Origin of the sequence: Streptosporangium sp. NPDC002721, assembly GCF_042888905.1 — a bacterium.
Lineage (GTDB): Bacteria > Actinomycetota > Actinomycetes > Streptosporangiales > Streptosporangiaceae > Streptosporangium.
The window spans coordinates 139,450-160,565 of record NZ_JBIAQI010000015.1 but is presented as its reverse complement, the minus strand read 5'-3'; the positions used below and the strand labels follow the sequence as shown (position 1 = coordinate 160,565).

At 69.8% G+C, this 21,116-nt stretch carries 20 protein-coding genes; 11 read left to right on the top strand and 9 right to left on the bottom strand.

Translation table 11 applies throughout. The features are described from left to right. Window positions 1–190: 190 nt before the first annotated feature. Window positions 191–565, bottom strand: a complete 375-nt coding sequence (locus tag ACFYWM_RS22810; protein ID WP_389917444.1) for an FKBP-type peptidyl-prolyl cis-trans isomerase — start codon at window positions 563–565, stop codon at window positions 191–193. A gap of 712 nt (window positions 566–1,277) precedes the next feature. Between ACFYWM_RS22810 and ACFYWM_RS22805 the strand changes: the two genes are divergently transcribed. The 5 genes from ACFYWM_RS22805 (at window position 1,278) to ACFYWM_RS22785 (ending at window position 6,944) form a co-directional block, all read left to right on the top strand. After that, window positions 1,278–2,579 carry an extracellular solute-binding protein gene (locus ACFYWM_RS22805; RefSeq protein ID WP_389917443.1) on the top strand — a complete coding sequence of 434 codons (1,302 nt, stop codon included), beginning with the start codon at window positions 1,278–1,280 and terminating at the stop codon, window positions 2,577–2,579. Between the two features lie 109 nt (window positions 2,580–2,688). Next, a complete protein-coding gene (locus tag ACFYWM_RS22800) occupies window positions 2,689–3,657 on the top strand; it encodes a carbohydrate ABC transporter permease (RefSeq protein WP_389917442.1) in 969 nt (322 codons plus the stop codon). After that, window positions 3,654–4,511, top strand: a complete 858-nt coding sequence (locus ACFYWM_RS22795) for a carbohydrate ABC transporter permease (RefSeq protein ID WP_389917441.1) — start codon at window positions 3,654–3,656, stop codon at window positions 4,509–4,511. The genes ACFYWM_RS22800 and ACFYWM_RS22795 overlap by 4 nt, the downstream gene beginning before the upstream one ends. After that, window positions 4,508–5,926, top strand: coding sequence for a GH1 family beta-glucosidase (locus ACFYWM_RS22790; RefSeq protein ID WP_389917440.1), 1,419 nt, complete (start codon window positions 4,508–4,510; stop codon window positions 5,924–5,926). The genes ACFYWM_RS22795 and ACFYWM_RS22790 overlap by 4 nt, the downstream gene beginning before the upstream one ends. A 22-nt stretch (window positions 5,927–5,948) precedes the next feature. Further along, window positions 5,949–6,944 carry a LacI family DNA-binding transcriptional regulator gene (locus ACFYWM_RS22785; RefSeq protein WP_389917439.1) on the top strand — a complete coding sequence of 332 codons (996 nt, stop codon included), beginning with the start codon at window positions 5,949–5,951 and terminating at the stop codon, window positions 6,942–6,944. A 110-nt stretch (window positions 6,945–7,054) separates the two neighbouring features. On the opposite strand, the gene ACFYWM_RS22780 is transcribed toward ACFYWM_RS22785, so the two are convergent. Together ACFYWM_RS22780 and ACFYWM_RS22775 are read right to left on the bottom strand one after the other, a co-directional pair. Then, entirely contained in the window at window positions 7,055–8,050 is a 996-nt protein-coding gene (locus ACFYWM_RS22780; protein ID WP_389917438.1) for a LacI family DNA-binding transcriptional regulator, read from the bottom strand. Then, window positions 8,047–9,426 carry a GH1 family beta-glucosidase gene (locus ACFYWM_RS22775; protein WP_389917437.1) on the bottom strand — a complete coding sequence of 460 codons (1,380 nt, stop codon included), beginning with the start codon at window positions 9,424–9,426 and terminating at the stop codon, window positions 8,047–8,049. The genes ACFYWM_RS22780 and ACFYWM_RS22775 overlap by 4 nt, the downstream gene beginning before the upstream one ends. Before the next feature lie 196 nt (window positions 9,427–9,622). Between ACFYWM_RS22775 and ACFYWM_RS22770 the strand changes: the two genes are divergently transcribed. The 4 genes from ACFYWM_RS22770 to ACFYWM_RS22755 all read left to right on the top strand — a co-directional run bounded on the left by ACFYWM_RS22770 (window position 9,623) and on the right by ACFYWM_RS22755 (window position 13,688). After that, a complete protein-coding gene (locus tag ACFYWM_RS22770) occupies window positions 9,623–10,984 on the top strand; it encodes an ABC transporter substrate-binding protein (protein ID WP_389917436.1) in 1,362 nt (453 codons plus the stop codon). Between the two features lie 82 nt (window positions 10,985–11,066). After that, window positions 11,067–12,041 (top strand): carbohydrate ABC transporter permease, encoded by a 975-nt coding sequence (locus tag ACFYWM_RS22765; RefSeq protein WP_389917435.1) that lies wholly within the window; start codon window positions 11,067–11,069, stop codon window positions 12,039–12,041. Window positions 12,042–12,096: 55 nt separating this feature from the next. Further along, entirely contained in the window at window positions 12,097–13,047 is a 951-nt protein-coding gene (locus ACFYWM_RS22760; RefSeq protein WP_389917434.1) for a carbohydrate ABC transporter permease, read from the top strand. Window positions 13,048–13,253: 206 nt separating this feature from the next. Beyond that, entirely contained in the window at window positions 13,254–13,688 is a 435-nt protein-coding gene (locus tag ACFYWM_RS22755) for a hypothetical protein (protein ID WP_389917433.1), read from the top strand. Between the two features lie 622 nt (window positions 13,689–14,310). Here the strand turns inward: ACFYWM_RS22755 and ACFYWM_RS22750 are convergent. Continuing rightward, entirely contained in the window at window positions 14,311–15,210 is a 900-nt protein-coding gene (locus tag ACFYWM_RS22750) for a general stress protein (RefSeq protein WP_389917432.1), read from the bottom strand. 256 nt (window positions 15,211–15,466) lie between these two features. Here ACFYWM_RS22750 and ACFYWM_RS22745 point away from each other — a divergent pair, with 256 nt between their 5' ends. Then, on the top strand, window positions 15,467–15,634 hold the full coding sequence (locus ACFYWM_RS22745) for a hypothetical protein (RefSeq protein WP_389917431.1): 168 nt from the start codon (window positions 15,467–15,469) through the stop codon (window positions 15,632–15,634). A gap of 163 nt (window positions 15,635–15,797) precedes the next feature. On the opposite strand, the gene ACFYWM_RS22740 is transcribed toward ACFYWM_RS22745, so the two are convergent. Next, the gene (locus tag ACFYWM_RS22740; RefSeq protein WP_389917430.1) at window positions 15,798–17,237 is read right to left on the bottom strand and encodes a GuaB1 family IMP dehydrogenase-related protein; all 1,440 of its coding nucleotides are present in this window, start codon (window positions 17,235–17,237) and stop codon (window positions 15,798–15,800) included. Window positions 17,238–17,372: 135 nt separating this feature from the next. Here ACFYWM_RS22740 and ACFYWM_RS22735 point away from each other — a divergent pair, with 135 nt between their 5' ends. Beyond that, complete coding sequence (locus ACFYWM_RS22735; protein WP_389917429.1) at window positions 17,373–17,840, top strand: GyrI-like domain-containing protein; 468 nt, start codon at window positions 17,373–17,375, stop codon at window positions 17,838–17,840. A gap of 165 nt (window positions 17,841–18,005) precedes the next feature. Here the strand turns inward: ACFYWM_RS22735 and ACFYWM_RS22730 are convergent, their stop codons facing one another. The 4 genes from ACFYWM_RS22730 to ACFYWM_RS22715 all read right to left on the bottom strand — a co-directional run bounded on the left by ACFYWM_RS22730 (window position 18,006) and on the right by ACFYWM_RS22715 (window position 21,049). Continuing rightward, window positions 18,006–18,539 (bottom strand): hypothetical protein, encoded by a 534-nt coding sequence (locus ACFYWM_RS22730; protein ID WP_389917428.1) that lies wholly within the window; start codon window positions 18,537–18,539, stop codon window positions 18,006–18,008. A gap of 46 nt (window positions 18,540–18,585) precedes the next feature. Continuing rightward, window positions 18,586–18,825, bottom strand: coding sequence for a helix-turn-helix transcriptional regulator (locus ACFYWM_RS22725; RefSeq protein WP_389917427.1), 240 nt, complete (start codon window positions 18,823–18,825; stop codon window positions 18,586–18,588). Window positions 18,826–19,148: 323 nt separating this feature from the next. Further along, on the bottom strand, window positions 19,149–19,802 hold the full coding sequence (locus ACFYWM_RS22720) for a nitroreductase family protein (RefSeq protein ID WP_389917426.1): 654 nt from the start codon (window positions 19,800–19,802) through the stop codon (window positions 19,149–19,151). A gap of 113 nt (window positions 19,803–19,915) precedes the next feature. Continuing rightward, entirely contained in the window at window positions 19,916–21,049 is a 1,134-nt protein-coding gene (locus tag ACFYWM_RS22715) for a CaiB/BaiF CoA transferase family protein (RefSeq protein ID WP_389917425.1), read from the bottom strand. Between the last annotated feature and the right edge of the window lie 67 nt (window positions 21,050–21,116).

Below are 21,116 nucleotides of genomic sequence, written 5' to 3'. Positions count from 1 at the left end.
CACGGCGGACGCACAAGACGCGGTGGACGCGCAGAGCGTGACGGACGCACAAGACGCGGCGGACGCGCGAAACACGGTAGACGTACAAGATGCGGCGGACATGTAAGGCGCGGCGGACGCGGGGAACACGCCGGGCGGGCCTCCCGTCGCCGGTGAGACCCGCCCGCCCGTGCCGTCTTGCCCCTGGGCGTCAGCTGACGCCGAGCAGGTCCACGACGAAGATGAGCGTCTCGCCCGGCTTGATGCGGTTGCCCGCACCGGCGTTGCCGTAACCGAGGTGCGGCGGGATGGTGAGACGGCGGCGGCCGCCGACCTTCATGCCCGCGACGCCCTGGTCCCAGCCCGCGATGACCCGGCCCCCGCCCAGCGGGAACTGGAAGGCGTCGCCGCGGTTCCACGACGCGTCGAACTCCTCGCCCGTCGAGAAGGCCACGCCGACGTAGTGCACGGTGACCTGGTACCCCGGCTTGGCCTCCGGGCCGTCCCCTACGACGATGTCGACGATCTCCAGCTCCGAGGGCGGGGCGCCTTCCGGAAAGTCGATCTCCGGCTTCTCCAGTGCCACGTGGTTCTCCTTGGTTGGATACGCGCCGGTCGATTTCCGACCGGCCGAACGACTCTACGGGTTCCGGCGCCGCCGCGAGAGCCATGGGGGCCGGGGCGGCCTTCGCGTCGTCCTTCCGGAGAGTCGTCCTTCCGGAGGGTCGTCCTTCCGGAGGCGCGAGGTGGGCGGCCTCGCGCACGTGGACGGTGAACCGCGTTCCCGGGCGCGCCTTACGCACGCGGAGGGCGAGCCCCGTTCCCGACCGCGCCTCACGCGGACGGTGAGTGCGTTCCCCGGCTCGCCTCGTACACGGGAAAGCGAGCCGCGGGTGACGGGGGAGCGCTTCGCGCACGGGCGGCGGTCATCGGCGCCGCGGGTGTCCCGGGGCGCGTGGAGTCATGGCGAGAGTCACTGGGGAGCGCTCTCTGAGAAAGAGAGTGACCCGGTCCGTAAGGAGTGTCAAGAGCTCGGCGCGGCGTCATGGAACACGACGGAAACGCGACCTTAATGTGACCTTTCATCGTGGGAACGCTCCATCCACTAGAAAATTTAACCCGAAAACCTTTGTGACCTGCGAAAACGTTCAACGGCTTGGGAGAGCGCTCTCCGTAAAAAGCTGATCGCCGAGCTCCTGTCGGCGCCAGGGGGGCCGTTGACACGTCACCCGCTTGGCATCAATCTGCTCAGGGAGCGCTCTCTCCATGATCACTTATGAGGACCCTAGGAGGGTTCCATGCGTAAGTCACGCCAGCGGTTCCTCGCCCCGATGGTCGCCGTTTCCGCCTTGGCCCTGGGCCTGACGGCCTGCGGCGGCGGTGGCGCCGAGACCGCCGGGAGCGGCGGGGCGGCCTCCGCGCCGGCCGAGAAGATCAAGCTGACCGTCGGGCTGTTCAGCGACTTCCACTTCGCGCCGCTGTACGAGGAGTTCAAGAAGACCCACCCCAACGTGGAGATCGTGGAGCGCCGCGCGCAGTTCAACGACCACCACACCAACCTCATCACCCAGCTGACCACCGGCGCGGGCGCCGCGGACGTGGTCGCCGTCGAAGGCGGTTACATCGGCGCCTTCACCCCGGTGCCGGACAAGTTCCACAACCTCAAGGAGTACGGCCTGGACAAGCGCCAGAGCGAGTACCTCGACTGGAAGTGGAACCTGGGCGTCTCCCACGACGGCTCCGCCCTCCTGGGCCTCGGCACCGACGTCGGCGGCCTGGCCATGTGCTACCGCCCCGACCTGTTCAAGAAGGCCGGCCTGCCCACCGACCGCGACGAGGTCTCGGCGCTCTGGCCCACGTGGGACGCCTACATCGAGACGGGCAAGAAGTTCGTCGCGGGCAAGGTCGAGGGCGCCAAGTTCACCGACGGCCCCGGCGAGCACTTCCGCGCCATGGTCGAGCAGGCCCCCGTCGGCTTCTACGACGCCCAGTACAACATCGTCGCCGCCACCAACCCCGCCGTGCGCCAGGCGTACGACACCGGCGTGAAGATGATCAACGACGGTCTCTCGGCCAACCTCGCCGCCTTCTCGCCGCCGTGGAACACCGGCATCGCCAAGGGCACCTTCGCCACCATGGTCTGCCCGGCCTGGAAGACCGGCACGATCAAGGACCAGAAGCCCGGTGAGGGCACCTGGGACATCGCCGCCGTACCCGGTGGCGGCGGCAACCAGGGCGGCACCCACCTGATGCTGCCCAAGCAGGGCAAGCACCCCAAGGAGGCCGCGGCGCTGATCGACCTGCTGACCAACAAGGAGAGCCAGATCAAGCTCTTCAAGGAGGCCAGCGCGCTGCCCTCGCTGCCCGCCCTGTACGACGACCCCGCGGTGAAGGACTACGTCAACCCGTACTTCGGCAACGCGCCGATCGGCAAGATCTTCACCGACGCCGCCAAGGCGCTCAAGCCGCAGCCCGTGGGTCCCAAGGCCGGTGACGTGCTGCAGGCGATCGGCAACGGCCTCCAGCGGGTCGACCAGGGCAAGCAGAACGCGGAGGAGGCCTGGGCGCAGGCGCTCAAGGACGTCAGCAGGATCAAGTAGTCGCCCCCGGCCGACTGGTCCCGCACCGGTCGGCCACCTGCTTGTACCTTCCACCGCCCTCGCGAGTCGCCCGCCCCCGCCGTCCAACGAATCGCCGAAAGGAGCTGCCATGGCCACCCGCGCGCCCGATCGCCTGGCGGCGGTCCCACCGAACAGGCCGACGCGGCCTCCCCGCCTCCGCCGCCATCTGGTCCACCAGCTCGACGTCAAGGGCTCGCCGTACGCCTACGTCGCCCCCTTCTTCCTGCTGTTCTCCGCGTTCGGGCTGTTCCCCCTGGCCTACACCGCCTGGGTGAGCCTGCACGAGTGGACGCTGCTCCGGGACGAGCAGACGTTCGTCGGCCTGGAGAACTTCAGGACGCTGCTCGCCGACGACTACTTCTGGAACGCCACCTTCAACACCCTGTCCATCGGGGTGCTGTCCACCGCGCCGCAGTTGCTGCTCGCCATCTGGCTGGCCCACCTGCTCAACCGGCCGCTGCGGGCGCAGACCTTCTTCCGCATCACGCTGCTGCTGCCCAACGTGACCAGCGTGGTCGCGGTGGTGGTCATCTTCAGCCAGCTGTTCGGCCGGGACTTCGGCATGATCAACTGGGTGTTCTCACTGGTCGGCGTGGACGGCGTCGCCTGGAACGAGGGCGTGCTGAGCTCCCACTTCGCCATCTCCACCATGATCATGTGGAGGTGGACGGGCTACAACGCGCTGATCTTCCTCGCGGCCATGCAGGCCGTACCGCGTGAGCTGTACGAGGCGGCCACCATCGACGGCGCGAGCGGGATGACCCAGCTCCGCAAGATCACCATTCCGATGATCAAGCCCACGATCATCTTCGTCGTCATCACCTCGACGATCGGCGCCATGCAGATCCTCGCCGAGCCGCTGCTGTTCAGCTCCTACATCATCACCGGCGGGGTGGACCGGCAGTACCAGACGCTCTCACTCTTCATCTACGAGAACTTCACCAAGCTTGACTTCGGCTACGCCTCGGCCATCTCCTGGATGATGTTCGTCTTCATCGTGGTGGTCGCCGGCGTCAACTACCTGCTCACCCGTCGCGGGAAGGGAGGGCTGTCGTGAGCGCTCACACCGCCGTCACCGCGGTCCGGCGGCGCTCCGGCGGCGCCGCCCGCAGGCTCACCTACCTGACGCTGATCGCGGTGGCGTTCTTCTCCATGCTGCCGCTCTACTACAGCGTCGTGGTCGCCTCGCGCGACAACGCGGCCCTGGCCGACGTGCCGCCGCCGCTGATCCCCGGCGGCAACTTCTTCGCCAACGTCGCCCGCGTCTTCGACACGGTCCCCTTCGCGCTGGCGATGCTCAACTCCGTCATCGTCTCGGGCTCCGTCGCGATCGCGGTGATGTTCTTCTCCACGCTGGCCGGGTTCGCCTTCGCCAAGCTGCGCTTCCGCGGACGCAACGCCCTGCTCCTGCTCACCGTCGCGACGATGATGGTGCCGACCCAGCTCGGCATCATCCCGCTGTACATGCTGATGGTGAAGCTGGAGTGGACCGGCACCATGTACGCGCTGATCGTGCCCGCGCTCGTCAACGCGTTCGGCGTGTTCTTCATGACCCAGTACCTCTCCCGGGCACTGCCGACGGAGCTGCTCGAAGCGGGGCGCGTCGACGGCTGCAGCACCTGGGGCCTGTTCTGGCACGTCGTGCTCCCGGCCGCCCGCCCGGCGGCGGCGGTGCTCGGCATGCTCACCTTCATGTCGGTCTGGAACGACTACTTCTGGCCGCTGGTCGTCCTGACCCCGGAGGATCCGACGGTCCAGGTCGCCCTGTCCACACTGGCCAGCGGATACGTCAACGACTACGTGCTCGGCCTGGCGGGTACCACGCTCGGCACGCTGCCGCTGGTCATCGTGTTCGCTCTACTCGGCAAACAGATCATCGGAGGAATCATGCAGGGAGCGGTGAAGGGATGACCGTCGTCGGCACTCGGGGGGCCACCCTTACGGAAGGGCGTGCGGACTTCCCCACCGGTTTCGTCTGGGGCGCGGCCACCGCGTCCTACCAGATCGAGGGAGCCGTGAAGGAGGACGGCCGCGAGCCCTCGATCTGGGACACCTTCTCTCGTACGCCGGGCAAGGTCGTCGGGGGTGACACCGGCGACGTGGCCTGCGACCACTACTTCCGCCACGCCGACGACATCCGGCTGATGACCGAGCTGAACCTGGCCGCCTACCGGTTCTCGATCGCCTGGCCCCGGGTCCAGCCGTACGGCAAGGGGCCCGTCAATGCGCGCGGCCTCGACTTCTACAGCCGCCTGGTGGACCGGCTGCTGGAGGCGGGCATCACGCCGTACGCCACCCTCTACCACTGGGACCTCCCGCAGGCGCTGGAGGACGCGGGCGGCTGGCCCGAGCGCGACACCGCCCACCGCTTCGAGGAGTACGCGGCGGCCGTGCACGCGCGGCTGGGGGACCGGGTCCGCAACTGGGCGACCCTGAACGAGCCGTGGGTGGCCGCCTTCCTCGGCTACGGCAACGGGGTGCACGCGCCCGGCAGGACCGACGCCGCGGCGGCGCTGCGCGCGGCCCACCACCTGTTGCTGGGGCACGGGATGGCGGCGCGGGCACTGCGCGAGAGCGGCGCGGAGGAGATCTCGCTGGTCCTGAACCTGTCACCGGTGATCACCCCCGCCCAGGTGAGCGACCCGGGGGCCGAGATCTCCGAGGCGGACGCCGAGGCGGTCACCCGGATCGACACCATGCTGGTCGGGCAGTTCCTCGACCCCGCGCTGCGCGGAGAGTATTCCCAGGGGTTCCTCGACATCGTCGGGCGCAACGGCGGCGCCGGCCACATCCTGGACGGCGACCTGGCGACCATCAACCAGCCGATCGACCTGGTGGGCGTCAACTACTACAACCCGTGCGTGGTGGAGGCGGGGCCCGGCGAGGCGGCCGACGCGGCGTGGCCGGGCAGCGAGGACATCCGGTTCTGCTCCGCGGACGGCGTGCCCGCCACCGCGATGGGCTGGCCGATCGTGCCGAACGGCCTCTCCCGCCTGCTGGTGCGGCTCTCCGACGACTACCCGGAGGTCGGCCTGCTCATCACCGAGAACGGCGCGGCCTTCGACGACGTCGTGGAGGACGGCCACGTCCACGACACCCGCAGGACCGAGTATCTGGACGGCCACCTGCGCGCCGTGCACGCCGCGATCGCCGACGGGGCGGATGTGCGTGGTTACCTGGTCTGGTCGCTGCTGGATAATTTCGAGTGGGCCGAAGGCTACCGGCGTAGGTTCGGGATCGTGCACGTCGACTTCGCCACCCAGCGGCGTCTGCTCAAGGACAGCGCGTTCTGGTACCGCGATGTCATCACGCGTAACGGACTGTAACCGACCGTAGGGGAAGAAGACGATGAGACGACCCACCCTGGAGGCGGTCGCCGCCCGTGCCGGGGTCTCCCGGTCGACCGTCTCCCGGGTGGTGAACGGCCAGACCACGGTCACCGCCGACATCCGGGACCTGGTCATGCGCGCGGTGAACGAGCTCGGCTACGTCCCCAACGGGGCGGCGAGGAACCTGGTGACCCAGACGACCAACTCGGTCGCGCTGGTCGTCTCGGAGTCGCCGAACCGGGTGTTCTCCGACGACCCGATGTTCTCCACCGTCATCCGTTCGGCCAGCCTGGAGCTGGAGGCCGTCAACAAGCAGGTCGTGCTGCTGCTGGCCGGGTCGCCGGAGAGCCACGCCCGGGTGGAGCACTACATCGCCGGCGGCCACGTCGACGGCGTCATGCTCGTCTCCAGCCACGGCGCCGACCCGCTGCCGGTCGCGCTAACGCGGCTGCGCGTCCCGGTCGTCTCCTACGGCAGGCCCGCCGTGCCGGTCGCGATGCCGTACGTCGACAACGACAACGTCGAGGGCGCCGCCACGGCCGTGCGGCACCTGCTGGAACGGGGCAGGCGGCGCATCGCCACCATCGCCGGGCCGCTGGACATGATCGGCGGGCAGGACCGGCTGGCCGGTTACCGCGAGGTGCTCCGTGACTCCGACCGCCGCTCGATCATCGCGGTCGGCGACTTCACCCGGGAGTCGGGGGCGGTGGCGATGCGGCAGCTGCTGGTCGACGACCCGGAGATCGACGCGGTCTTCGCCGCCAACGACCTGATGGCGATCGGCGCGATGCACGCCCTCCGCCAGGCGGGCCGGCGCATTCCCGAGGAGGTCGCGATCGTCGGCTACGACGACATCGAGGCCGCCCGCTACACCGACCCGCCGCTGACGACCGTCCACACGCCGCACGCCGAGCAGGCCGCGGCCATGGTCCGTCTGCTGCTCTCCCTCTTCGAGGGCGGCCCGGCCGAACCGGTGATCGTGTCCACGGAACTGGTCGTCCGGGCGTCGTCGTAGTCCGCGGCCGGAGCACGGGGCGGTCGTGGTCCCGCGCAGGGCACGGCGTCGCGTGGTCCCGCGCCCGGGGCGCGGCGCCGTGTTCCCCGGTTCAGGAGACGGTCCCCGCTTCAGGAGGCCGTGGACTCCCGTACGACCAGCTCGGTGGGGAGCATCACCTGTGTCTTCTCCTCCAGGTCGAGGACCATGCGGGCGAGCCTCCGCCCCATCTCGACGGTCGGCTGCCTGACCGTGCTCAGCGGGGGCTCGGTGTAGGACGCGGCCGGGATGTCGTCGAAGCCGACCACCGCGACCTCCTCGGGAACCCGCCGGCCCGCCTGGCGCAGGGCGGAGAGCGCGCCCAGCGCCATCAGGTCGCTGGCCACGAACACCGCGTCGATCTCCGGGTCGTCGGCGAGCAGCTGCCGCATCGCCGACGTCCCCGAGTCGCGGGTGAAGTCGCCGACCGCCACGATGGAGCGGCGGTCGGAGTCGCGCAGCACGGCGCGGTAGCCGTTGAGCCGGTCGATCCCGGCGATCATGTCCTGCGGCCCGGCGATGGTGGCGATGCGCCGCCTGCCCCGCTCCATCAGGTGCCGCACCGCGCGCTCGGCGCCGCCGGCGTTGTCCATGTCCACGTACGGCAGGCTGCTGGGCACGGTCGGCCGGCCGCTGCACACCACCGGCACCCCGCGCCTGGCGAGGATGCCCGGCAGCGGGTCGGTGCCGTGCATCGACGCGATGATCACGCCGTCCACGTGGCCGTTGGTGGCGTAGCGCTCCACCCGCTGGTAGCCGCCCGCCATGCCGGTGAGCATCAGCACGAGCTGCTTGTCGGCCTCCTCGATCTCCATGCTGACCCCGCGGATGATCCCGGCGAAGGTCGGGTCGTCGGAGAAGACGCGGGTCGCCGGCTCGGGGAAGACGAGTGCCACGGAGTCGGCCCGCTGGGTGACCAGGCTCCGCGCCGCCTGGTTGGGCACGTAGCCCAGCTCCTCCACGGCGCGGTTGACCGCGTCGCGGATCTGCGGTGCCACGCGCGTGGAGCCGTTGACCACGCGCGAGGCGGTCGCCCGGGACACACCGGCCCGGGCGGCCACCTTCTCCAGGGTTGGACGGGCCCTCACAGCCCGTTCCGGCGTACGACCTCGCTGTACCACAGGGCGCTGTCCTTGGGGGTGCGGCGTTGCGTCGCGTAATCGACATGTACGACACCGAACCGCTTGCGATACCCTTCGGCCCACTCGAAGTTGTCCAGGAGTGACCAGACGAGGTAGCCGCGCAGGTCGGCGCCGCCCTCGATGGCCGCGTGCGCCGCGCGCAGGTGCCCGTCGAGGTAGGACAGACGGCCGACGTCGTGCACCTCGCCGTCCTCGACGACGTCGTCGAAGGCGGCGCCGTTCTCGGTGATGATGAGTGGGGTGCCCGGATAGTCGCGCGAGAGCCGCAGGAGCAGGTCGGTCAGGCCGAACGGCTGGACCGGCCATCCCATCGCGGTCCGCGGCGCGTCGGCCCCGTCGAAGGCGATGCCCTCGCTGCCCGGGTAGACCGGGTTGGCGGGCTCGCCGGCGCGGGCGGTCACGGTCTGCGGGTGGTAGTAGTTCACGCCCAGCAGGTCGATCGGCTCGCTGATGGTCTCCAGGTCCCCGTCGTGGACGAAGGACCAGTCGGTGAAGCGGCGGGCCCGCTCGACGACGTCGGCGGGATACTCCCCGCGCAGCAGCGGGTCCAGGAAGATCCGGTTCTGCAGGCCGTCGACGAGCTCGGCGGCCGGGGTGTCGTCGCCGATCACAGGGGAGAGGTTGAGCGTGATGCCGACCTTCGCGGCGCCGGAGGCGCGCAGCGCCCGGACGGCGAGGCCGTGGCCGAGCAGCAGGTGGTGGGCGGCGGCGAAGCCCAGCGCGGACTCGGCGAGGCCGGGGGCGTGGATGCCCGACGCGTAGCCGAGGAAGGCCGAGCACCAGGGCTCGTTCAGGGTGGTCCACGTCTCGACCCGGTCGCCCAGCCTGCCGTGCGCGATCGCGGCGTAGTCGGCGAAGTGCTGCGCGACCTCCCGGTTGGTCCAGCCGCCCCGGTCCTCCAGGGTCTGCGGCAGGTCCCAGTGGTAGAGCGTCACGATGGGGGTGATGCCGTTGCCGAGGAGCTCGTCGACGAGGCGGTCGTAGAAGTCCAGGCCGCGAGGGTTGGCCGGGCCGGATCCGTCGGGCTGCACGCGGGGCCAGGAGATGGAGAAGCGGTAGGAGTGCAGGCCGAGGTCGCGCATGAGCGCGACGTCCTCGGGATAGCGGTGGTAGTGGTCGCACGCGACGTCACCGGTGTGGCCCGCGTGGACCTTGCCGGGGGTCCGGGAGAAGGTGTCCCAGATGGAGGGGCCCCTGCCGTCGTCCCGGGCGGCGCCCTCGATCTGGTAGGCCGCGGTGGCGGCGCCCCAGACGAAGCCCTCGGGAAACCTCAGCACGCCGGAGTCCTGAAGGTCGTAGGACTTTTCGGCGGACATGGTCATGTCCTCACCGCCCCATTCTGTTCGGCTGTTCACGTGAGAGCGCTCTCTGGAGCATCACGGTATCGCACTGATCGTGTCAAGAAAATTGAGACCGTAACCGTAATATCACAGTTCTTGACATCGCGTTGTGGGCAGACAATTCTTCCAGAGAGCGCTCTCACACTCCCCGGCAATTGTGTATATGGAGGAAGGTTCCATGTCGCTCCTCTCTCGGCCTCGGCGCACCGCCCTTGTGGCGGGCAGCATAGGGCTGGCGTTGGTCGTCACCGCCTGTGGCTCCTCGGACCCCGCGCCGTCGGCGAGCGGCGGCGCCAGCGCCGCCGCCGCCCCCGAATGCGCCGCCTTCAGCCAGTACGGCAAACATGACGGCAAGACCGTCAGCATCTACTCGCCGATCCGCGACACGGAGGCCGACCTCTTCGAGCAGGCGTGGAAGCCGTTCGCCGACTGCGTCGGACTGAAGATCACCTATGAGGGCACCGGCGAGTTCGAGGCCCAGATCCAGGTCCGCGCGGACGGTGGCAACCCGCCCGACATCGCCTTCTTCCCGCAGCCGGGCCTCCTGGAGCGCTTCGCCAAGGCGGGCAAGCTCAAGCCCGCCTCCGAGGAGGTCAAGAAGCTCACCGCCGAGGGCTGGTCGGAGGACTGGGCCAAGTACTCCACCGTCGACGGCGTCTTCTACGGAGCCCCGCTCGGCGCCAGCGTGAAGTCCTTCGTCTGGTACTCCCCGAAGATGTTCACCGAGAAGGGCTGGGCCATCCCCAAGACGTGGGACGAGCTCATGACGCTCACCAACACGATCGCCGGCACCGGCGTCAAGCCGTGGTGCGCGGGCATCGAGTCCGGTGACGCGACCGGCTGGCCGGCCACCGACTGGATCGAGGACCTCATGCTGCGTGAGGCCGGTCCCGAGGGCTACGACGACTGGGTGAGCCACAAGACCCCGTTCAACGACCCCAAGGTCACCGCGGCGGTCGACAAGGTCGGCGCGATCCTCAAGAACGAGAAGTTCGTCAACGGCGGCTACGGCCCGGTCAAGTCGATCGCGAGCACCGCCTTCCAGGAGGGCGGCGTCCCGATCACCGAGGGCAAGTGCGCCCTGCACCGCCAGGCGTCCTTCTACGCCAACTTCTGGCCCGAGGGCACCAAGGTGGCCGAGGACGGCGACGTGTTCGCCTTCTACCTGCCGGGCAACGACCCCGCCAAGAAGCCGGTGCTCGGCGCGGGCGAGTTCGTGGCGGCCTTCGCCGACCGTCCCGAGGTCCAGGCCGTCCAGGCCTACCTCGCCGGAGCGGAGTTCCCCGCCACCCGCATGAAGCTGGCGACCTACGTCACCGCGCGCAAGGGCGTCGACCCGGCCAACGCCCAGAACCCGATCGACAAGCTCTCCATGGAGATGCTCCAGGACCCGAGCACGGTCTTCCGCTTCGACGGCTCGGACCTGATGCCGGCCGCGGTCGGCGCGGGCACGTTCTGGAAGGGCATGACCGACTGGATCAACGGCAAGGACACCAAGACGGTCCTCGACTACATCGAAGCCTCCTGGCCCAAGTCCTGACCTGACCCGGTGGGTCCGGCCCCGCGGCGACGCGGGGCCGGACCGTCGCCCGCCCGGCCCGATCCTTCCGGGAGATCCTCCGATGGACTTCGACTTCGCCGCCGAACTGCCCAAGGTCGTCCAGCTGCTGATCGGCGTCGCCGCGTTCCTCGTGGTGGTCGCGGTGATCCTGGTGCTGGTCGACCGCGCTCCGATGCGGCGGCGCGCGTGGCCCCACGCCACGATCCTTCTCCTGCCCGCCCTCCTGCTCCTCGCCATCGGCCTGGTCGTACCGGCCGTGCGGACCACCCTGCTGTCGTTCATGAGCGGTGACGGCAAGCAGTGGGTCGGCCTGGAGAACTACTCCTGGATGTTCACCCAGCCCGAGGCGGTGACCGTCCTTCGCAACACCCTGGTGTGGGTGCTGCTCGTCCCGTTGCTGGTGACCGCGATCGGGCTGGTCTACGCCGTCCTGGTCGACCGCACCCGCTTCGAGTCGCTCGCCAAGTCGCTGGTCTTCCTGCCGATGGCGATCTCCTTCGTCGGCGCGGGCATCATCTGGCGCTTCGTCTACGCCTACCGCTCCGAGGAGCAGGACCAGATCGGCCTGCTCAACCAGATCACGGTCGCCTTCGGCGGCGAGCCGCAGCAGTGGCTCCAGGAGGCGCCGCTCAACACGCTGTTCCTGATCGTGGTCATGGTCTGGATCCAGGCGGGGTTCGCCACCGTGGTGCTCTCCGCCGCGATCAAGGGGATCCCGGCCGAGATCATCGAGGCCGCCAAGCTGGACGGGGCGACCCCGCTGCAGATGTTCTTCCGGGTGACGCTGCCGTCGATCCGCTCGGCCGTGATCGTGGTGCTGGTCACGCAGTCGATCGGCACGCTCAAGCTGTTCGACATCGTCCGCACCATGACCGGCGGCCAGTTCGACACCAGCGTCATCGCCAACGAGATGTACAACCAGGCGTTCCGGTACGGCGAGACGGGCAAGGGCGCGGCCCTCGCGGTCTTCCTGTTCGTCCTGGTGACCCCGATCGTGATCTACCAGATCCGCCAGCGCAGGGAGGCCGTCAGGTGACCGGGCGAGCAGGCCGGCCAGGCGCCGCGAGCACGCGGCGGGCGAAGGAGTCCACATGGCCACGTTGACCCAGACCGTGGCGCGGCCCGGAACGACGACCGCGCCGCAGCGCGTACGGCGGAGGCTGAGCGGCCGGATCGCCAGCCTCGTCGCGATCGTCATCGCGGTCCTGTGGACCACCCCGACCTTCGGCCTGCTGCTCTCCTCGCTGCGCCCGGAGGACCAGGTCAAGACCACCGGCTGGTGGACGTTCTTCTCCAGCCCGCAGCTCACGCTGGAGAACTACCAGGAGGTCCTGTTCGGCACCTCCTCGTCCTCCGGCCAGATGATGAGCTTCCTGATCAACTCGATCGTCATCACGATCCCGTCGGTGCTCTTCCCGCTGGCCCTGGCCACCTTCGCCGCGTACGCGCTGGCCTGGCTGCCGTTCCGCGGGCGTGAGTGGATCTACATCGGCATCTTCGCGCTGCAGATCGTGCCGCTGCAGATGGCGCTCGTCCCGCTGCTGTCGTTCTTCTCCGAGGGCGTGTCCGTCTTCGGCCTCCAGCTGATGCCCGCCTGGGACCTGGAGGGCCCGGCCCGGTTCATTCAGGTCTGGTTCGCGCACACCTGCTTCGCGCTGCCGCTGGGCGTCTTCCTGCTGCACAACTTCATGTCCGAGCTTCCCGGCGAGCTGATGGAGGCGGCCAGGGTCGACGGGGCCAGCCACGGCAAGGTCCTGCGCACGATCGTCCTCCCGCTGGTCGTCCCCGCGCTCGCCACCTTCGCGATCTTCCAATTCCTCTGGGTCTGGAACGACCTGCTGGTGGCCCTGATCTTCGCCGGAGGCACCCCGGAGAGCGCCCCGATGACGGTACGGCTGGCACAGATGGCCGGAACCAGGGGCAACGAGTGGCAACGCCTCACCTCGGGAGCGTTCGTCTCGCTGATCATCCCGCTGATCGTCTTCCTGTCGATGCAACGCTACTTCGTCCGCGGCCTGCTGGCGGGCAGCGTCAAGGGCTGACCTGCCATCCTCTTCCGCGTCCACCTCCCGGAGGGCGCCCCGGTCCCGGGGCGCCCTCCGGCTTTGGGGGCGTGACCCGGGAGCGTCGTGAAGGGCGACGGCGATCGCCCGGTGCCCTGCCGAGGTAATGGATCACTACAGTGACGGCCACGGGGCGTTCGTCCAGTTCGGTGGTGAGACCCCGGACATCGATCACAAGGCGGAACATGAGCTACCTGAAAGTTCTGGAGAAGACCCCGTGGGTGGGCGGAGGGCGTCCCTACCTGGTCAACCAGTCGAACAAATCGCGATTGAACGAGCTCTTGAGCGGGCTGGGGTTCGAGGTCTCGGCCGTCCGGGTGACGGAGGACGCCTCCGTGGCCGAGTTGCTGGACGACATAGGCGAACGGCTCGGATGGCCTCATCCGACCGGTGGCAACTGGTGGGGATTCCAGGATTACTACTCGAACATCCCTGATGAAGGGAGAGGGCCTTATGCGGTTCTGGTCGAGGACTCCGACAATCTTTTGCGGGCGAGTCCAAGGCGCTTCGTAACAGTCGTTCACAAGATTCTCGCCATTACCGAGGAACACGGCCCCTGGCCGAGCTTGGAAATCCCCCTGGAGTTCTTCTTCCTGGGCGCGTGGGACGCGGACGAATAGCGAGCCGTCCCCTTCCGTCCGGTCGCTGCCCCGGTGAGGAGCGGGACACCGCCGCCCCGACCGGTGTGAGCGGCCAGGATGAGCGCCAGGTGGGAATGCCGCCCGAGTTCCGAAGCGCGCTCCGAGGTTTCAGAGAGGTCCGGTCGCGGAAACCGGCGGGGGAACGTCGACGGAGGAGTTCGCCCTGTGGCGTGAGCGAATGGCGGACGCTCTTCAGTGCCTGTCCCGCGTCCTGCTGTTCGAGGAGGACCGGATGAGAGCTTCTGACGAAACCGAGGTGGCGCGCGCGGAAGCGGGACGCATTCGCCGGAGATTGCGGGAGAAAGGAATCTGAGTCGACGGAACCAGGGGTGTCGTCCGAATGGCCGATCGATCCTGGCGGCGTCGGCGGGTACCGGCGTGATCCGGACGTGTGTGTGGCCCGATGGTTTCTCCGAGGGCGAGGAAGGTCCGGCCTCGTCCGGTTCCCATGGGCAGGCCCCCGGTCCCCCGGGTGGGTGGATCTCTTGTGATCAGGTCCCTCGACGGCTGTCGCCTCGGTCGGCACCGCCGGTTTCCCGAGATCCGGAACAGGTCCGGTGGGCCTCCCGTCCGGGAGGCCCACCGGATTCCCCTACCTGCTTCAGGAGCCGGGACGCTCCTTGGCGGCCGAGGCGGTGGAGCGGTCGGGGGAGGTGGGCTGAGCGGGGATCTGGTGCTCGGAGGTGTCGGGCCGCGCGGGGACGGGGCGTTCGCCGGTGACCGGTGAGGTGCTCGGCGGCACGGGGGCCGGGGTGTCCTCGGTGGCGGGGCCGGACAGGGTACCCGGCTGCGCGGGAAGGTCGGAGGTGGCCGGTCGCGGGGTGAAGTCGGGGGTGACCGGCTGCGGGGGGAGGTCGGAGGTGACCGGGCGGCCCGAGATGTCGGGGGCGGTCGGCTGCGGGGGGACGTCGGTGGCGAGCGTCCGAGGGGGGATGGGGTGGGCGGGGGCGGTGCTCCCCGCGGCGGCCGGGTCGTACAGGCCGGCGGACGGGGGGACCTCGACCACCATGGTGTCGGCCGGGCCGGGAGTCGACTCCAGGATGGCCCGCGCGTGGTCCATGTGCGAGGCCGCGACCAGCACGTCGTAGCGACCCGCGACGATCGCGCTGCGCGAGGCGAAGTCCCGCTTGCCGCCGGTGAACACGTGGTTGATGAACCCGAACGCGGCGCCCATCACCGCACCCCACAGGGCCGCCCAGAGCACGAGCACGAAGAACGACATCGTGGTCGAGGTGAACAGGCCGAGGAACATGCCCACGACGACGCCGAAGGCCGCGCCGCTCCCGGCTCCGGTGAGCGCGGCCCGCCCGTTGGTCATCCTGCCGGTGACGGTCTCCTCGAGTTTCAGGTCGCTGCCGACGATCGCCACGTTCTCGACGGGAAATCCCGCGTCGGAGAGCCCGTCCACGGTTCGCTGCGCCGCGAGGTAGTTGTCGTAGCCTGCCAGGACCCTCCGGTCCACGACGACCTGCGTGTCCAGGCCGGTGGGCGTTCCATTCATTTCCGCTCGCCTTTCGGGGGTGGGAGATGGCTCGACGAGCCGACTACCCCGTGTCCCCGGGAGGATGCGCGTCCCTTGCCAGGATCTTGTCGCGCGTGGCGAATCCCGGGGAGTGCAGGCGGTCAATTCCATGAATTGGAAAAGAAAGTCGGACATTTTGGACATTGGTAAGGGCTTACCGTTAGGGTTCCTGCAATACGGCGCCAGTGGGGGCGGGAGAAGGGGCACCGGCGCCGAGGTCACGAAGGAATCGGAAATGATCGTGTTCATCGTGATAGTGGAGGTGGCGCTGGTACTCGCGGCCTTCGCCGCGGTGTACCGGCTCACCCGCTACCGGTGCAGACCGCTGCCGCTGGAGGACCGCCGCGCCTCCGGCACCCGCGCCGACCTCGACGACCAGGCGCCGAGGACCCGCGGAAGATGACCTGTGGGAGATGACCCGCGGGAGGTGGTCCGCGGGCGAGGGCCTGCGGGAGGGTGATCCGCGAGAGCGGGCGCCACGCGTACGGCGGCGCCGCGCTCCCACGGATGGACCCGCCGCGGGGGCGGCGACCCCGAACCCCCGCAGCCGCGCCCCCGCGGGTGGGTCACCAGCTCTGGTGGAGCGGCATGCCCTCGGTGTAGCCGGACGAGCTCTGCACGCCGACCACCGCCCGCTCGTGGAACTCCTCCAGGGTGGTGGCGCCCGCGTAGGTGCACGAGGAGCGCAGGCCGGCCACGATGGCGTCGATCTGGTCCTCCACGCTGGGCATGGCCGGGTCGAGATACATCCTGGAGGTGGAGATCCCCTCCTCGAACAGCGCCTTGCGCGCCCGGTCGAAGGGGGAGTCCTCGGCCGTGCGCAGCCGTACCGCGCGGGCCGAGGCCATGCCGAAGTTCTCCTTGTACTTGCGCCCGTCGGCGGAGGTACGGGTGTCGCCGGGCGACTCGTAGGTGCCCGCGAACCACGAGCCGATCATCACGTTGGACGCCCCCGCGGCCAGGGCCAGGGCCACGTCACGGGGGTGGCGGACGCCGCCGTCGGCCCACACGTGGCGGCCCAGCCTGCGGGCCTCCGCGGCGCACTCCAGCACGGCGGAGAACTGCGGGCGGCCCACACCGGTCATCATCCGGGTGGTGCACATGGCCCCCGGGCCGACGCCGACCTTCAGGATGTCGGCCCCCGCCTCGACGAGATCCCGTACACCCTCGGCGGTGACGACGTTGCCCGCCGCGACGGGCACGTCCGGGCCGAGCGCGCGGACGGCCCTCAGGGCACCGATCATCTTCTCCTGGTGGCCGTGGGCGGTGTCCACGACCAGGCAGTCCACCCCGGCGTCGAGGATCTCCTTGGCCTTGGCGGCCACGTCGCCGTTGACCCCGACGGCCGCCGCGACGCGGAGCCTGCCCGAGTCGTCGACGGCGGGCCGGTACAGGGTGGCGCGCAGCGCGCCGGTCCTGGTCAGGATGCCGACCAGCCGGCCCTCCTCGTCCACGATCGGGGCGAGCCGGTGACGGCCCTCGTGGAGGCGGTCGAAGGCCTCGCGCGGGTCGAGCCCGGCGGGCAGCGTGAGAAGGTGGTCGGACATCACCTGGGAGAGCTGGGTGTACATGTCCACGCCGGAACAGTCGCTCTCGGTGACCACGCCGGTCGGGCGGTTGTCCCAGTCGACGATGATGATCGCGCCGTGGGCCCGCTTGGGCAGCAGGTTGAGCGCCTCGCCGACGGTGTCGTGCGGGGTGAGCGTCAACGGCGTGTCGTGGACCAGGTCGCGTCTCTTGACCCAGTCGACGACGTCGGCGACCACGTCGATCGGGATGTCCTGCGGGATCACGGTGATCCCGCCCCGCCGCGCGACGGTCTCGGCCATCCGCCGTCCCGCCACCGCCGTCATGTTGGCGACCACGATGGGGATGGTGGTCCCGGTGCCGTCCCGGCTGGAGAGGTCGACGGCGAGCCGCGAGCCGACGGAGGAGAGCGACGGGACCATGAAAACGTCGCTGTAGGTCAGGTCGTGAGCCGGTGCCGTCCCATTGAGAAATTTCACGTTGATCCACCTTATCCCGTGATTTGCCAGAGATGAGCGTTCCCCTTTTCCGGGTCTCCGAAGATGACCGGGCAGGTCGGGCCGAAGGCTAAGATCCGGTTTGCGTGAATAAGTGGATGGCCATGAGGAGGCATTGTGATCGTGGTTGATCGGCCCGAGATGCTCGTCGTAGGTCATGCCGTACGGACGTCGAACGCCGACGAGGCGGAGCCGGGCCGGGGAAGGCTCGGCGCGCTCTGGGCGCGGGCGGGATCCCCGGGTGCCTTCGCCCACGTGCCGGGACGGGTCGACGAGAACATCTACGCGGTGCTCACCGACTACGAGAGTGACCACCACGGTTCCTACACCCAGATCGTCGGGGTCGCCGTGCGCAGCGCCGCGGCGCTGCCCGAGGGCATGGTGGCGGTACGGGTGCCCGGGGTGCCGTCGTTGAAGGTCGAGGCCCGCGGGCCGATGCCGGGCGTCCTGCTGGAGGCCTGGCAGCAGCTGTGGAAGCACACCGAGTCGGGAGGCACCCCGCCGAGGTCCTTCACCACGGATCTGGAGGTGCACCACCCGGGGGGCGCCGACATCTACGCGGCGGTCCTGTCCCCGATGCGCTGAGCGGGACCGTTCCCGACGCGTGGAGCGGGACCTTTCCCGCGAACCGAACGGGGAGGCCCGGTGCGGCCCTCGTGGCCACAACCGGACCTCCCCGCCGTGCGTTGTCGCGCCGGGATCTCGCCGCCGTACGGGCCGCTCCCGGCCGGTCCGCCCACCGGGGCGGGCTCAGTCGTCGTCGCCGGGCGGGTCGGGCAGCCGCCATCCGGCGACGATCAGCGGGAGCATGAAGTGCGTCAGCATCAGGGCGAGCGCCAGGGAGAAGATCGCGTCCGCCGGCATGGAGTAGTCGGGGCCCGGGAGGCTGCCCCCCACGAGGGCCGTGACGAAGAGGGCGACCAGGATGCCCGACATGATCCGCTGGGAGATGGCGACGGTCCGCAGGCGTTCGGCCACCTGACGCTCGTCCAGATCGCGCTCGGACAGCTCGACGACGCCGCGGGTCGCGATGTTGAGCAACGAGATCGCCGGTATGCAGAGGACCGTGCTGATCGCGAGTAGCGCGAAGTCGGACAGCTCGTCGCCGTCGCCCGGCGCGTCGGCCCAGGAGACGGCGACGTCCGCCCACAGGAGCGCCAGCGCGAGGATCACCACCGAGGCGATCAGCCGCCTGCGGCTCCGGGTGGCGTACCAGCCGGGCAGCTCGTCGGGCTGCAGGAGCTCGGCCCGGGACTTGCTCCAGGTTTCTTTCCACGTGTTCATCGAATACCTCCGGGGGGAGACCCGGGCCTGCCGGCCGGGGCGGGGGTCAACTGGCCTGGCCACTGCCGAGCCGGGGGAACGGTTTGAGGGAGAACACGACTTCCAGCGGCACCTCGAAGTGCTCGGCGATCCGCATGGCGAGGAACAGGCTCGGGCTGTACTCGCCGCGCTCCAGATAGCCGATCGTCTGGTAGTGGACCCCCAGCGCGGCCGCCAGATCCTTACGTGAGATCCCGCGCTCGGCTCTCAGTACCGAGATCCGGTTGTAGACGTCTTCCGCTGACATTCCGGCGCCCTTCCCGGCTCAGGAGAGCCGCGTGGCTGGTGGCGGGGACGGGGCGCGGACACATGATGCAGTACTCATGTGAATGAATGTAGTACATCTACTACATTCGAATCAACACCTACAACGAAGAGACGTACGACTGCGGTAGGTGTGTCCCGTGTAGAACGGCCCGCTTGCAGTGGAGAAGCCGACCGGGCCCCGGAAAGGTGAAGGGCCGCCCGGCCGGACGCGTCGACGCGTCCGGCCGGGCGGCCCTTCGGGCGCGCCGGTGCCTCGGGTGGAGGCCGTTCCGGTGTCAGGTGGGCGGCCCAGGGCCGCCGGGGTCAGCTCTCCGGCTTCCACAGGGGCTCGGGGACCTCGAAGCCCACCTCCTGGCCCCACCGGTTGCGGTAGCTCACCTCGTGCGCCGGGCGGCGGGGCGCGACGCCCCAGCGTCCGGTGGGGTAGCCGAAGGTGACCGTGCAGGCCAGGGTCCAGCCCTTGCCCTCGGGCACGCCGAGCACCCGCAGCGTCTCCTCGGGATAGAAGATGCCGAGCACGCTGGTCAGCGCGCTGCCCACCCCGTGGGCACGGGCGGCCAGCTGAGCGCTCCACACCGAGGGGAAGATCGAGCCGCCGGACGGGTCGTTGCGGACGAACGCGAACAGCAGCAGCGGGTAGCCCTCGAAGTGGTCGGCCAGGTGCTTGGCCGACTTCAGCACGTTGAGCGTGCGGGTGTCGCCCTCGGCCTCGGCCTTCTCGCGCATCGGCTTGTAGTGGCCCTCGAAGAGCCGCCCGAGGGCGTCCCGGTAGAGCGGCCCCAGCCGCTCCTTCACCGCGAGGTCGTCGACCAGCAGGAAACGCCAGCTCTGCACGTTGCCGCCGCTGGGCGCGCGGACCGCGGCGTCCAGGATGCTCCGCTGGACATCCTCCGGGATCGGGTCCGGCTTGACCCTGCGCATCGCCCTGGTCGTGTAGAGGGCCTCGAAAACGTCCATGTTCCCCGTACCCCCGGTGCTCGTGTCCTTCACGCCTTCAGTGCCTTCCATTGTTTCGGTGTTCGTGCCGACGGGACCGTCGCCCGCGGTCTGCCTGCCCGTCTCGCCGCCTGTCAGGCCAGCACCCCGGCCTCGCGCAGCCGCGTCGCGGCCTCGTCGGGCAGCCCCCAGGAGGACAGGTCCGCCAGCCGGGTGGAGGGGGAGAGGTCCTGCTCGGGCACGCCGAGCAGGCGCGGCGCGGGCACGGGCTGCCTGACCCCGCCGACCTCGACGAACGTGCCCCTGGCCTTGTTGTGCGGGTGGTCGGCGGCCTCGTCCCCCTCCAGCACCGGGAAGACGCAGGCGTCGGAGCCGTCGAACACCGCCTCCCACTCGGCGCGGGTCCTGGACCGGAACGCCTCGGTCAGCCGCTCGCGGAGCGCGGGCCACTGGGCCCTGTCGCCGCGGTCGGGCAGGTCCTCCAGGCCCATCAGGGTGACCATCTCGGCCCAGAACTGCGGCTCCAGGGCCCCGACGGCCACGTACCGGCCGTCGGCGGTCTCGTAGGTGTCGTACATCGGCGCGCCGGTGTCGAGCAGGTTCGTGCCGCGCGGGCCCCAGCCGCCGGTCTGCACGCCGTGGTGGAACATCGCGAACAGCGTCGCCGCGCCGTCCACCATGGCGGCGTCGATCACCCGGCCCTCGCCGGTGCGCTCCCGCTCGATCAACGCCAGCAGCACGCCGTACGCGAGCATGAGGCCGCCCCCGGCGAAGTCGCCGAGGATGTTGATCGGCGGGGTGGGGCGCTCGCCCTCGCGGCCCAGCATCGACAGCACGCCGGAGACGGCGATGTAGTCGATGTCGTGCCCGGCGGCCGGCGCGAGCGGGCCGTCCTGGCCCCAGCCGGTCATCCGCCCGTAGACGAGGCGCGGGTTGACCGCGTGCAGGTCGGCCGGGCCGATGCCGAGGCGCTCGGCGACCCCCGGCCGGAAGACCTCGACGACCACGTCGGCGTGGCGGGCCAGCTCCTTGAACGCGGCCACCCCCTCGGGGGACTTCAGGTCCAGGCCGATCGTCCGTTTGCCCCGGTCCATCACGTCGGGGCGCGGCCTGTCGCCGGCCCTGGCGACGGCGCTCACGCGGTCGACGCGCAGCACCTCGGCCCCGTGGTCGGCCAGCATCATCCCGGCGAACGGCCCGGGAGCCAGCCCCGCCAGTTCGAGCACGCGGACTCCGGCCAGCGGGCCCTTCCTGGTCACGCGCTCCATCGGCATTCTCCTCGGCTGCGTTCCGGTCTCGTCGGGTACGGCGTGAACGAGCGATCGATCGGTCTTG